The sequence below is a fragment of the Anoxybacillus andreesenii genome (assembly GCF_030813005.1).
In the GTDB taxonomy this organism is placed as follows: domain Bacteria; phylum Bacillota; class Bacilli; order Bacillales; family Cytobacillaceae; genus Robertmurraya; species Robertmurraya andreesenii.
The window spans coordinates 57,009-70,113 of record NZ_JAUSTU010000005.1; the positions used below are offsets into that span (position 1 = coordinate 57,009).

At 40.3% G+C, this 13,105-nt stretch carries 16 protein-coding genes; 4 read left to right on the forward strand and 12 right to left on the reverse strand.

The features are described 5' to 3' along the window. Positions 1-70 precede the first annotated feature (70 nt). Entirely contained in the window at positions 71-1,900 is a 1,830-nt protein-coding gene (locus J2S07_RS06680; protein WP_307149639.1) for a DNA ligase D, read from the forward strand. A gap of 33 nt (positions 1,901-1,933) precedes the next feature. On the opposite strand, the gene dapF is transcribed toward J2S07_RS06680, so the two are convergent. From dapF to J2S07_RS06720, 8 genes are all read right to left on the reverse strand, one after another. Further along, the gene (gene dapF, locus J2S07_RS06685; RefSeq protein WP_307149819.1) at positions 1,934-2,914 is read right to left on the reverse strand and encodes a diaminopimelate epimerase; all 981 of its coding nucleotides are present in this window, start codon (positions 2,912-2,914) and stop codon (positions 1,934-1,936) included. 88 nt (positions 2,915-3,002) lie between these two features. Next, complete coding sequence (locus J2S07_RS06690; RefSeq protein WP_307149640.1) at positions 3,003-4,250, reverse strand: EAL and HDOD domain-containing protein; 1,248 nt, start codon at positions 4,248-4,250, stop codon at positions 3,003-3,005. Positions 4,251-4,528: 278 nt separating this feature from the next. Next, positions 4,529-5,104 carry a TlpA disulfide reductase family protein gene (locus J2S07_RS06695; protein WP_307149641.1) on the reverse strand — a complete coding sequence of 192 codons (576 nt, stop codon included), beginning with the start codon at positions 5,102-5,104 and terminating at the stop codon, positions 4,529-4,531. Positions 5,105-5,192: 88 nt separating this feature from the next. Then, the gene (locus J2S07_RS06700) at positions 5,193-5,975 is read right to left on the reverse strand and encodes a hypothetical protein (RefSeq protein ID WP_307149642.1); all 783 of its coding nucleotides are present in this window, start codon (positions 5,973-5,975) and stop codon (positions 5,193-5,195) included. Positions 5,976-6,329: 354 nt separating this feature from the next. Continuing rightward, a complete protein-coding gene (locus tag J2S07_RS06705; RefSeq protein ID WP_307149643.1) occupies positions 6,330-7,109 on the reverse strand; it encodes an ABC transporter permease in 780 nt (259 codons plus the stop codon). Further along, positions 7,106-8,014 carry an ABC transporter ATP-binding protein gene (locus J2S07_RS06710; RefSeq protein ID WP_307149644.1) on the reverse strand — a complete coding sequence of 303 codons (909 nt, stop codon included), beginning with the start codon at positions 8,012-8,014 and terminating at the stop codon, positions 7,106-7,108. The genes J2S07_RS06705 and J2S07_RS06710 overlap by 4 nt, the downstream gene beginning before the upstream one ends. Further along, the gene (locus J2S07_RS06715; RefSeq protein ID WP_307149645.1) at positions 8,014-8,214 is read right to left on the reverse strand and encodes a PLD nuclease N-terminal domain-containing protein; all 201 of its coding nucleotides are present in this window, start codon (positions 8,212-8,214) and stop codon (positions 8,014-8,016) included. The genes J2S07_RS06710 and J2S07_RS06715 overlap by 1 nt, the downstream gene beginning before the upstream one ends. A gap of 126 nt (positions 8,215-8,340) precedes the next feature. Then, complete coding sequence (locus J2S07_RS06720; protein ID WP_307149646.1) at positions 8,341-8,670, reverse strand: DUF4870 domain-containing protein; 330 nt, start codon at positions 8,668-8,670, stop codon at positions 8,341-8,343. Positions 8,671-8,837: 167 nt separating this feature from the next. Here J2S07_RS06720 and J2S07_RS06725 point away from each other — a divergent pair, with 167 nt between their 5' ends. Next, positions 8,838-9,617 carry an undecaprenyl-diphosphate phosphatase gene (locus tag J2S07_RS06725; protein WP_307149820.1) on the forward strand — a complete coding sequence of 260 codons (780 nt, stop codon included), beginning with the start codon at positions 8,838-8,840 and terminating at the stop codon, positions 9,615-9,617. Positions 9,618-9,920: 303 nt separating this feature from the next. After that, positions 9,921-10,481, forward strand: a complete 561-nt coding sequence (locus J2S07_RS06730) for a GNAT family N-acetyltransferase (RefSeq protein ID WP_307149647.1) — start codon at positions 9,921-9,923, stop codon at positions 10,479-10,481. A gap of 53 nt (positions 10,482-10,534) precedes the next feature. Here J2S07_RS06730 and J2S07_RS06735 read toward each other — a convergent pair whose 3' ends face one another. From J2S07_RS06735 to J2S07_RS06745, 3 genes are all read right to left on the reverse strand, one after another. Then, entirely contained in the window at positions 10,535-10,690 is a 156-nt protein-coding gene (locus J2S07_RS06735; RefSeq protein WP_307149648.1) for a hypothetical protein, read from the reverse strand. 173 nt (positions 10,691-10,863) lie between these two features. Beyond that, on the reverse strand, positions 10,864-11,013 hold the full coding sequence (locus J2S07_RS06740) for a YflJ family protein (RefSeq protein WP_307149649.1): 150 nt from the start codon (positions 11,011-11,013) through the stop codon (positions 10,864-10,866). Positions 11,014-11,099: 86 nt separating this feature from the next. Next, positions 11,100-11,873, reverse strand: coding sequence for an SDR family oxidoreductase (locus J2S07_RS06745; RefSeq protein WP_307149650.1), 774 nt, complete (start codon positions 11,871-11,873; stop codon positions 11,100-11,102). A 183-nt stretch (positions 11,874-12,056) separates the two neighbouring features. On the opposite strand from J2S07_RS06745, the gene J2S07_RS06750 reads away from it, so the two are divergent. Then, complete coding sequence (locus tag J2S07_RS06750) at positions 12,057-12,530, forward strand: Hsp20/alpha crystallin family protein (RefSeq protein ID WP_307149651.1); 474 nt, start codon at positions 12,057-12,059, stop codon at positions 12,528-12,530. 89 nt (positions 12,531-12,619) lie between these two features. On the opposite strand, the gene J2S07_RS06755 is transcribed toward J2S07_RS06750, so the two are convergent. Beyond that, complete coding sequence (locus J2S07_RS06755) at positions 12,620-13,093, reverse strand: FixH family protein (protein WP_307149652.1); 474 nt, start codon at positions 13,091-13,093, stop codon at positions 12,620-12,622. Positions 13,094-13,105 lie beyond the last annotated feature (12 nt).

The following is a 13,105-nucleotide window of genomic DNA, read 5'->3' on the forward strand; positions in this document are numbered from 1 at the left end:
GTGTAGTTCGACCGATTAATATAGGAAATGGATGGAATACTATTAGCAATAATTTCAGGGGTGATATTCGTTGAAACCAATGCTGCCGACCCTTACGTTTGAGGTTCCTGAAGGAGACGATTGGAGATATGAAGTAAAATATGATGGCTTCCGAGCCATGCTCATTTGGAATGAGAAAGGGATTCAACTCATCAGTAGAAATGAAAAATCCTTGCTTGAAGCCTTTCCCGAAATTGAAACATTTCTCTTCCAGTATAAGAACGTGTTTGAGCCTTATTTCCCTCTCCATTTTGATGGTGAACTCGTCTCGTTGGAGAATCCTTTCAAAGCAAGCTTCACAGCCATTCAAATTAGAGGAAGAATGCGGTCAACGGCCAAAATCGCTGAACGTGCCAAACAAGCCCCATGTCAGTTATTAATTTTTGATGTCTTGCAATTAGGAGGCAAGGAGATTGGAGATCAAACCTATATCGAAAGAAAGGAGCTATTAGAGGATTTTTTTGATAAAACCGGGCTTCCAAAAAATCCTAATGAGAAGAGCGAGAAGCTTCTGCAATTTATTCCCTCCTCGGACAACTTCAAACAGACCTGGGAGAATGTCACTCTCTTTGATGGGGAAGGAATCGTTGCAAAGCGGGTTCACAGCCAGTGGGAAGAAGGGATACGTACAACGTCTTGGCTTAAATTTAAGAACTGGAAATTTGTTTCTTGCTTTGTCACCGCCTATGAAAAATCGAATGGATATTTCTATGTGGGCGTATTTGATGGTGACAAAGTAATTCCCATTGGACAATTTCTCTTTGGGATTCAACCTGAAGAAAAACAAGCACTCTTTCAAACGATAAAGGAAAACAAATCAAGGGAAGATTCCCAATTTATTTATGTTCATCCAGCCATATGCGTTGGCCTTAAATATTTGGAGATAGTCGACGAACAAATGCGAGAGCCCCATTTTGATCACTTCCGCTTTGATCTGTCGCCACTTGATTGCACATATGAAAAATTTATCCAACGGAGTAAAAATCTGCCAAGTGAGATAGAAATCACTCATCCGGATAAGCCATTATGGGAAAAACCTCACATTCAAAAGATAGATTTTCTCCATTATTTACGAGAAATATCACCGTATCTCCTCCCCTTTCTTGAAAACCGATTACTAACGGTGATTCGCTACCCCCATGGCATTTTTGGCGAGGCCTTTTACCAGAAAAACTGTCCGGATTATGCACCTGATTTCGTTGCAACAAAAATGGAAGACGGCATTAACTACATCGTTTGCAACAATCTAAAAACATTACTTTGGCTGGGGAATCAAATTTCCTTTGAATATCATATTCCCTTTCAAACAATATTTAGCAAGGGACCAAGTGAAATTGTTTTTGATTTAGATCCACCCTCAAAGGAACATTTTCAATTGGCTATTAAGGCTGCTCTTCTAATCAAAGAAGTTCTTGACCATTTGCAGCTGATAAGCTTTGTTAAAACATCAGGCAATAAGGGCCTACAAATATACATTCCATTGCCGGAAGACCGCTATACCTATGACGATACAAGACTTTTCACTTCTTTCATTGCCGATTATCTCGTTGCCAAGGAGCCAGACTTTTTTACCATTGAGAGAATAAAGAAAAAGCGCGAAAATCGCCTTTATGTTGATTATCTACAGCATGCCGAAGGGAAAACGATTATCGCTCCTTATTCAACAAGAGGGAATCCGAAGGCAACCGTCGCTTGCCCACTTTATTGGGAAGAAGTGAATGAAAATTTGAGGATCGAGGACTTTCAGCTCCCGATGATCATCAAGAGAATTAGAACAAAGGGCGACCCCTTTCGGACCTATTTTCAAGCGAAAAAAGAGCAGGAATTTGATGCTGTCCTCGAGTTTCTTAAAAAAACTTGAGTGACATGCCTTTCCTGCCCTTTATCCCTATATTTATACCCTTTCTAGGTATTCCTTCACTTGCTCTTGCAGCTTTGCATATCGCTCGATCTCTTCGACATATTCCACTTTTGGTGTGAGCTTAAATTCATTAGGTACTCGTAAATCGATCTCAACGGTTGTTCGATACACATAGGATGCATTTCCGATCAAATCAATCTGATAGGTTTCCCCTTTCCTGTGCGCTACACATCTAACCTTACCACCATTATTATAAACCTCAACAGGCTTTTCAAATTCATTCAGTTCTTGAAGACAGCTAACGAGGGTGGATGCCGACATCGCTGTCCCGCATGCATTGGTAAAGCCCACACCTCTCTCAAAGGTTCTTACAAAGATTTCACCCTTCTTTAAGGGTTTCACAAAGCTTACATTCACACCATCGGGAAACAGCTCATTCGGTCCATTTACATACTCACTAAGCTCCCTTTGTAATTCGGAACTTAATTGTTGTTGATTGACAACAGCAATCAAATGGGGATTTGGTACTGCCACTGCGGTAAAGGATACTTCCTCCGTCAAAGTCGGTAATTTTTCATTTAGTAACGATTCCTGATCGATATTTAACGGCAGGTCCTGAGCTTTGAAGGATACCGGCGAAATTTCCACCAAATAGGTCGGAATTTCAGGATAGATATCCTTTTCCCGTTGCACCATAAGGTCTGCCTTCATTGTCTCAATCAGGGCAGAATCCTGTTGAGTATATTCACAAATATAACGGGCGACACAACGTAATCCGTTGCCGCACATCGAGGCCTCAGAACCATCAGAATTGAAGACACGCATGCGTCCATCAGCGTGCTCACTTTTCATAACATAAAGAATCCCATCGGCTCCAAGGTCTGTATCCCGGCTGCATAATGCCTTCGCTAAATGGCTTCTTTCTACTTCTGAAAAGGAATAGTCATTATTCCATTCATCTATTAATAAAAAATCATTTCCGGAACCATGGCATTTGATCACTTCAATCTTCAATCTACGAACCCCCACTAAGAAGTCATTTAATGTCTCTAGATTGCCACAAAAAAAGGAGTCATTCAATATTTTCCCTCATTTAATCAGGTTAAATTAAATCCTGCTGTTCTGGCTGAATGATTTCATTGGACCAATTGAGAGACTCCGCATATATTCTAAAAAGGTCCTTTTCGTCAATATCCAGATCACGACATTTTTCGGTAATGATTCCCCACTCGGCCTCTTCTACAGCCGTCACTAAATCAAGAACATCTTTGTAGTGATTTTGATTTCCAGTTAGTGCGTCAGTGAGATCATCCAGTAGAGGCAAATCACAAATAATTTCTTCCATTGAAACCCCAACAATTCTATCAACCATCGAAAACATCCCTAAGGTAAAATAAGCAGAGGTCGTCGGGCAATTTCTTCTGAGCTTATCAATCGATTCACACATTTTCGCCCTTGTCAGGGAAAGCTTGATGGCATCCTTTGTATGAATTAAATCCCCCCCTATCTGTTCACGAACCGACAAAACATGGAGCCATTTCTTAATTTCGATTAAACCGAGCAGCATCACACCCTGCTTAACAGAGTATATTTTTAGTTTCGAACGATTGAATGGTGTATTCACTAGCTTTAGAAGCTTATACGAGAGAGAAGGATCCTTCTCAATCAGCTCGGTAACGAGATCAAGGGTCGCCTCATTTAAGGACAAATCCTCAATGGATGAAAAATCAAAAAAGAAAAAGGATGGAATATCAAAGCTAGAAACAATCGTAGGTCTTGCAAAAAGATAGCCCTGAAAAAATTCGTAGCCATTTTCAATCGCTTCCTCATATACTTCGAGCGTTTCTATTTTTTCGGCTATCATTTTAATGTTTAAGTCTTTCGCCAGAGATTCGATCCTTTTTCTAGCATTCCTATCCGTTGATAAAAAATCCACCTTCACATAATCAGCTATTTGAAATAGTGTATTTGCCCCTTCATCCTCAACATTCACCACACAGTCATCTAAGGCGATTTGATACCCGAGCTGCTTCAGTTCTTTACAAATTTCGATGATTTCCTCAGATGGCTGGACCGATTCTAAAATTTCAACAACAATCTCCCTTGGCCCAAAATATGTGGGGAGCTTCATTTGGAGAAGTTTTTCGGTGAAATTAATAAAGCAAGGCTTTCCCTTTGAAAGCTCTTCGATTCCAATATTTAAATAGCTATTAATAATGACGTCCGCCGTTGCTTGATCTCCATCAATATTTGGAAAGGAATTTTCATGACTGCTTCGATATAGAAGCTCATAAGCAACTACCTCTTCTTTGCTATTAAGAATAGGCTGCTTCGCAACAAATACCTCCATGTCATATCCCTCCATTTCTATTTCTAGTAGGTAATATGCCTATTTTAACTGATTATGAGGAATATTGTTGTCGAAGATTGTAAACAATAAATATTTTTTAGGCTACCTTGTATATGAAACTTTTTCTAAGCCATAACGTAAAGCAATTATGCGGTTTACCTCTTGCAAGAGAAGAATCCTGGAAAGACTATCCCGACAAGCGCTGGAGCAGGGTGTAGAAACATCCAATCTTGAGTCGAGATAAATAAAAAAGGTAACGGCCTCTCTCTCCGTTACCTTTATGGTAGTAAGCTCATCTCTCTATACAACATTTCCTTGCTTAATCCACCGACGATTTTTTTTCTAATAATCCCATCTGAATCAATAAAGTAAGAGGTTGGATAAGAAAGTATTTCGAACTGATGGGCCACCTCTCCTTTTTCATCCATGAGGACTGGGAAGGTTAAACCATAGTCATCTACAAAGCTCGAGACCGCCTTTGAGGTTTTTTCCGCTACCGTCACATTGACTGCGAGGACTAGATAATCCTTAGACTCATACTCCTCATAAAACTTCTGCATTTCCGGCATTTCCTTTTTACAAGGTGGACACCAGGTTGCCCAGAAATTCAAGAGAATTTTCTTTCCTCGAAATTGCTCAAGTGAAACCTCTTTTCCATCTATTGTCTGGATTGTAAAAGATGGCGCCTTTTCATCTTCATCAAGACCGATTGGCACAGAAGCCTGATCTTCCACCTTTGGATAGGTGCTACTTTGCTTCGATACATGATTAGGTCCTTTATCCTTAAAAATTGTCTGATCCAAAATAAATAGAAAAATAACGATGATTCCAATAGCTAATCCAATTTTTTTCACGAATGAAACCCCTTTATTTGATCACTCTTCGATCATTCTACTACTTGTTGTAGGAGGAAGCCAATCAATTGCTTCGTACAAGGGCGCATTAGTGATTGTAGTACCGATAGAATTTTGCGAGGATCGCAACAATGGCAAGTCTTTCTTCCCTTGCTAGATTCTCATCCAATGAAAAAATGGGCGTGTTCGCATCTACAAAGCTTCGTCCCCATTCTAACGGCATCCAGCCCTTTCTTACCCGTGCTAATACATGTTGATTCTCATCAAGGAATTGAATATCAGTATGAAGGGTTTCTGTTTTGACATGGATAGAGTGGGAACTATTCTCTGTTATTACATGAAATCGTCGATTATCCTTTGCCATGATTGTCATCATCCCTTGGCCATGTTCATCCTTCACTATAGCTCTATGTTTTCTCCACCTTATCGTTGCAAGCAAATACTGCCCCCCATCCACAAGTCTATACTCGGCCGGAAGCATTTTATCCAAAAAGTAAGGCAACAACCAACGAAGCTTTGTAAAATATGAATCCTTTATTTCTCCACAGGCCTGTCCATTTGAACAAAAGAAAAGCAGCCTTAGGGAGGGAGCTGGCAGAAAAGTAAGGAGAAGCTGACTTTCCTCTAAAGGATGAACAACTTGTTTTTCCCCTGAGTTCACTTTTGAGCGGCTAAAACGCTCTTGATTGATAAGATAGACCTGATAGGACAGAAAGCTATAGAAAAGAAATGGAACAGAAAGTAAAACCCATTCTTTTTTAGGAAATAGGAAGAAATTAGATATGATGAGGACCACTACTGGAATGAGCGCAGCAAGACTACCATTCAATGAGGTGTTAGCTGCTAGACGATAGTATTGTTGGATATTCATAAGGACTCTCCTTGTCTGATAACTATGGATTATTCAGATTGTTTTAATCTCAGTTTCTTTTTCAACCCGCTGTAGCTTCTCGCGAATATATCTTTCAATTTACCCTCCCATTCCGCGGGCCCCAGCATATAGCGTTGAACAAAGAATTCTATCATTTCCTCCAAAATAGCTAGAATCAAAAATGGCAAAATGACAAACCATACCCATAGCCACAATCGAAAAACCCCTCTCCCGGAATAAGGATGTATACTTTATTTATATTCTTTTCTTCTCCTTTCATTCTAGATTTAAAAAAGAAACCGCTCCATGTAGGGCGATTTCTCGTAACTTAAGTGAATATCAATTTCTGTCATGTTAGGCTGCCAATTCTTTCTTGCGAAAAACTAAAATGGCGCCAATTAATAGAAGTACGATTCCCCCTGCCGCTAGTAGAGTTGTTGGCAGCATCGCTTCGGGGAAGGAGTGAGTGGATAGAAATTCCCCTGTATATCCTGCTATTTGTGCGGGACTCCATTCAAGCAGATGGGAAAGAGAACCGCTAACAAGCGATAAAACGATGACCGTTGCGATCGAAGCAAAGCCGACAACACCTGGAGATCGAAAGAATGCATTAAAAAAGATCGTAACTGTTAAGACAAAGGAAAGCCAGATTCCATAAGTGAAAAATGCCTGAATGAAGTCCCCAAAAGGGATCCACTTAAATAGAATTCCTACATAGTACCACGATGCAAGTAACCCCGCAAAATAGGAAACCCAAACGAGCAGAAGCCCTCCAGCCCATTTCGCCGTAATATAAGAGCTAAATGAAACCGGTTTGACGAGAATGATTCCTGCTACTCCGCTTTTGCGCTCTCCAGCAATAAGCCCCATCGTAATCAAAACAATAATTAAGACTCCAAACATGTTATATTGGCCGATCGACATCATCAGGATATCTGGCGCTGGAGGTGTAGGCATTTCGATCACCGTTCCTTCTGGCAGCCCTCCAACTGAATCTAGGATTTGCGGCATATAATAGGTGGTGATTGGATCCATCACCCCTATCAGGATAAAGGCAATCGGAACCCAAACCCACTTAAAGTTTCGCGCCATCTCGAGCATTTCCTTGTTGAACAAAATAAACCATTGTCTCATGATTGCACCACCTTCATAAATACATCTTCCAAACTCGTTCTGTTAATCTCAAATTTGACTAATGGCAGGTTTTCCTTCATGACCTCCTCTACAATCGCTCGTCTTGCTTCTTCAATATTTTCCACCATCACACTGGCTTTGCCACCTTCGATCAAATAGGACTGAAGCAATCCTTTCTCAGAAAAGCTTTTCAGGATCCCCTCCATATCATCACGAAAGACTAGGTCAATTTTTGCTTGCTGGTATTTTTCTCTTAGCTCCTCCATCGTCCCAGATTCCACTAGCTTCCCCTTATGAAGGAAGAGAATGTCGTCGCATACCTCCTCCGCATCATTCAAGATATGGGTTGAGAACAAAACCGTTGTTTCCTCTTTTAGTTTCTCTAATAATTCCAGCACCTCTCTGCGCCCGATTGGATCAAGAGCAGATACTGGTTCATCAAGCATGACAAGCTTGGGGCGATGAATGATCGCTTGGGCAATACCGAGCCTTTGCTTCATTCCACCTGAATATTTTCCAATCCTTCTATTCTTCGCATCAGCAATTCCGACCAGCTCTAGCAATTCATCCGTACGCTTCTTCACATCTGCCTTTGACATTCCGGCAAGCTTCCCCACATATTCAAGAAACTCTCTACCGGTCATCCACTCATAAAAAATAGGATGCTGTGGTAAATAGCCGATAAATTGGCGAATATCCGTTTCTTTTTCCAACCCTGAAAAGTTGACAGACCCAGAGCTTGGCTTCATCAACCCTGAAAGCATTCTCAAGGTAGTTGTTTTCCCAGCGCCATTTGGGCCAAGCAAAGCAATACATCTTCCCTCTTGTAGCGTAAAATTGATCCCTTTGATAATTTCTACGCTTTGAAAGCTTTTTTTCAAATCTTTTACCTGGATGACAGACATTATTGGTTTCTCCTTCCAATCACAAAATAAAGCACAGGACCAATAATATTTACGAATAGGATCAACAATACCCATAACCATTTTGGACCGTTTGTCTTTTCAATCCTGATTAGATCTATAATTGCTACCACCAACAAAATCAGCTGAATAACAAGAATAGGCAGTAGGATCCCCCAGTTAATCGACTCTAATATTTCCATTTATAATTCCTCCTTCGTTGCTTGCATTCACCTATAAGACGACCAACTCCCAAAATCGTTCAGTATTAAATAATCTTTTTTGCAATAAAAAAACACCCTGATTGTTTCAGGGTGCGGTAGTCTAATTTAACGAATGAGACGGAAAATAAATGGAATTTTGTAGGTAGTTCCTTCATAAGCTTTGATCGCTGCAATGATGGTGAAGACGAAATAAAGAATCCCCACGATCCAAATCGTTATGAAGCCAATCAGAACGATCATCAAAATCGTACTGATGATCGTGTAGACCGTATAAGAGATAAAAAAGTTAAAATACTCTCTCCCATGATAGTCCACATATGGTGATTCGTCCTTCTTGATTAGCCATATTACTAACGGCCCAATAAAGGCAGTAAAAAAGCTTATAACATAGATTAGTGCAGCAAATAAACGTTCATCATTACTTGGCAATTTCATTCCCTCCTTCAACTTTTCCTTCTATAAATTCTTACGCATGAAGTTCATAAAGGTTTCAATTTTTTAAAATTTGCCTCCAGTGTTCTTGATTTAGACAAGCTGAATACATTTTAGATAGAGGGCTGTTTACGTAGGACAACTATCTCTAAAGGGTGATCATACTTATGATGTCAAAACTCGAAGCTTTCATTCTTGGAATCATTCAAGGTCTAACGGAATTTTTACCCATTTCAAGCACTGGGCATCTTTATTTAGGCCGGCATTTATTTGGGCTGGATGAAGCAGGACTCTTTCTTGACACGATGCTTCACATCGGAACATTATTGGCGGTTCTCGTCATTTATAAGGAAGAACTCATTCAGATCGTAAAAAATCCTTTTGGAAAGCTTTCCCTCCTGCTCGTCGTTGGAACAATCCCTGCTGTGATCGTAGGATTTTTCTTAAGTGATCTGTTTGAATCCATTTCTAAAACAGGGGTAACGGTGGGATGGGAGTTTTTATTCACTGGCTTCATCCTTTGGATTGCCGATGGCGTCAAAAAGGGTGCAAAAAAGATGGACAGTATTAGTTATGGGGATGCGCTTTTTATCGGCTCCTTCCAGGCGGCAGCGATCTTCCCAGCAGTCTCACGTTCAGGCCTGACAATTGCTGCCGGACTATTTCGTAAGCTGGATAGAGAAACCGCTGCGTATTTTTCCTTCCTTCTATCCATTCCTGCCATTGCAGGTGGAATCGTGCTCCAAACGGGCGAATTATTTACCGGCCATATTGAAGCGGTAAGCCTTGGGAGTCTTTTAGTAGGAACGATTGCTTCCGCTCTATTTGGATATTTCGCTGTTGTCTGGATGTTGAATTTTTTGAAGCGGAGGAGTTTGAAAGTTTTTGCTGTCTATGTATGGGTTCTAGGATTCAGTGTCATCGTGCTCCAGCTTGCAGGAATATTTTAATGGAACAAACAAAAGGAATCTTGTAAAAAAAGGTCACATTTTAGCAAAATTTTTTTGTAAAAAACCTATTTTCTTTTTATAAATTTTCCTGTATGATACAAAAAGAATTAAGGAAAAAGCTTATTAAAGCCTAACATAAAAAGAAATAGGGAAGGCAAATGGTGCGCCACCAGTAGATAGAACTGGTTCTAGTGGGTTCGATTCCCACCCCGAAATTTTTTAGCAACATTACAAAAAATTTCGAGGGTGGGTCTAAGTCTCTTTATGCATGGGAATGGACTGTCCTCATCGGGAGGGAATTACATGCTCAAGAAACGTGAACTACATGACAGCCAGATTTTATTTGAACTAATGATGCATCCAGATGTCTTCCCTTTTGTGCGTCAAAAGGCCTATTCCTATGAGGAATTTATGTTCTTAACAAAGCAAACAATTGAGGCGGAGGAACGTGGTGAACTCATTTCGAGGACGATCCTTGATGAGTGGGGCACACCGATCGGTACGATCAATTTATTCGATATTGAGGACCATGCTGGATTTCTAGGTACATGGCTAGGTAAACCCTACCATGGCAGAGGTTATAATAAACCGGCAAAGGATGCTTTTTTTGATGAAATCTTTTATTCGCTTGGAATTGAAACAGTCTATATGAGAATTCGCAAGGAAAACATTCGTTCCTTAAAGGCCGCGGAGAAGCTTCCGTATGTGATTCATGCAAATGAAACCCGGCCGGAAATTTATGAACGGCTTAATCCTGGCGAGCATCAATACCATCTATTTGAGATTCCGAAGGACCTTTATTCTCTCCATGTGTTAAGACATGGACATGAGACACAGGAAAATAGCCATTTGCTAGAAGCCTAGGGCGATTTCAGCTCTAGCTAACAAGAAAACCCCATAAATTTTTTATGGGGTTTCTAATTTGTTAGGTCCATGTTGGTTTCAGAGTTCTCGCTTAACGACATCTGCGCCAATAGATCCTCAAGTTCTTCATTTGTGAGTGTTTCAAAACGGCCATCCGTGAAAAGCACCTGGGTCTGATTTGGGTTAATTCTGTTTAGACTAAAATCCATCACAACCGCTTCCCTTCAAATTTTTTATATTCCTATTCTCTCACAAATGATAGCGTTTTCATTCAAGAAAACAAAATGTTCATAAAAACGAAAAAACTTGTTGACAAAATCATGAAGGAAACTATTTCTATAACAGAAAAGCCCCTAAGGAAGACTTTAAGGGCTCAGCATGATTATTTTACTTTTTTAATTGTCTCCAAATAGAGATTTCTGAGAACATAGGTTTTGTATAATTCCAGTTTTCTTCGATCAATCGGGTGATAACGAACCCCTAATTCTCTTAATTTCTGAACATACCAGCCCTTTGATCCCTGATAAGCCATTCACATTCTCCTCTCCGAAATGCTTGTCCATACACTATATGCAGGAAAAAGGAGACTATGAATGATCAAGGGCAACTCTATAGGTTTCAATTTTTATATATTTTTCCAAGAACATCTTTAGCACCTGTAACAGGGATGATACTCCCCGTAATAAAGCTTGATGGTTCTGACACGAGAAAGGAAATGACCCGCGCAATGTCTTCCCCTGTTCCTGGTCTACCAACCGGTGAATCCTCGTCAACCACCATCAAAGCTTCCTCAATGGCTTTTTCCTTCCATTCTCCAACAATATCACCTGGGCAGACCATATTCGCCGTAATGCCGTAGCCTGCCTCCTCGATGGCAATCGTCTTCGTTAGTGAGGCTAAGCCTGTTTTGGCGGCAGCAAAGGCAGAACGATACACCCATCCTGGACTCGATTCCACACGATCAAAGCCAATCGTGATAATACGGCCCCAGCCTTGATTTCTCATCCCTGGAATCAGTAGCTTGGATAAATAGAAAACAGTATTCAAATTTCCATTGATAATGTAGTTCCATTCCTCAAAGCTGTAGTCAACCATTTTTTTTCGTTCATGTATATAGGGACCGGCATTATGAATTAAGATGTCTATAGATGAGGCAAAAGCTAATGCGGAATCAACAACTTTTTCACAGTCCTTGGGACTCGCAATATCCCCATGAACAATGATGTTTTTTGTTCCGTATGTGTGACTTAGATGGTTGGCTAGGTTCCTCGCTTCTTGTTCGCTATGACGGTAATTGATAACTAGGTTATGTCCCTTCTCTGCAAGCTCAAGCGCAGTCCTCTTCCCGATTCCGGTCGCTCCTCCAGTAATTAAGGCGGTTTTTATTCGCAAAATAAATAACCTCACAATACTTTTTTTCTTATATCTATAGTAAAAAGAATATCCATTATATGCAAATGTTTCGATTTTTTTCATGTAATTGACCAATCAACACTTAACGTTTTCTCTTGCTTTGCATAGTATATCGATATGGATACATTTGACAGCTTGAGTCTGTTGGAAAGGATGACCGTTATGTTCCCATGGGGTTTCTCTCCATTTAATCAGGATATGTTCAAGAAGCTACAAAAAATGAAGCCACAAGAAATAGAGAAATATGTATATGACATGATGGGGAAAATGTTCCCGCCTGAAATGAACGGAATGAATTTTGGAATGACCCCTCCCATAATGGAAACCAGCCCTCCGCAAAACGAGGAATCTCCTCCCGAAATCGATGCCCGTGTTTTTGAAACACATGATGATGTCTTTGTGATCATCCCCATTAAAGACAAGGATAGCTTGAAGGATATCAAAATTGCCCATACCTCAAATCAGCTTATTATCAGGCATATGCCTGACTGGGAGGATAAGCATACCATTACTCTTCCTGCGATTGTTAGGAAAAAAGGAACAAAAGCGACTTACCAGGATGGTACCCTTGAAATTAGATTACAGAAGAACATCGATCTCCAATTCTCAGAAATTGACATTAACGAAAAATTTTAGGGAGGACGTCTTCTGAAAACGTTGCCAGTTCTCACCAAAAAATAATAAGCAGCTTCATAGCAGCTGCTTATTTATCTTCCCTATTCAGCTTAATGCTCATTATCATTATGGTCGCCATGTTCTTCATCCATATTCATATGTGATGATGAGGAAGCATCCTCTGGCTCACTAGCCTCTCCAATAACAAATTCCTTTTTCGGCATATTATGCATTTCCTTCGCTGTGACGTGGGAGACGACATAATAGGTTCCCTCTTGCTCAAAGCTTTTTTCTAATCGATAAATGCCCTTTTCAGCATGCTCAATTTTGACTTTTTCATGATGCTCATCATGAGCCCTCCAAATCTCAAATTGGACATCTGCATCTTTTACCTCTTCATCCCCATATGTAACCTTCGCTTCAATCGTGACAGGCTCACCCGCCTCACCCTTTTCAGGATGAACTGTCAGCTTCACATCAATAAACTGCGGCTCAGCTTCCCCTTTATCTTTATCTTTATCTGAGCATGCTGCCATGAATCCCACTCCAAGTAAAAATACCAAAATGAATAAAAACTTTTTCATGCAATTCTTCTC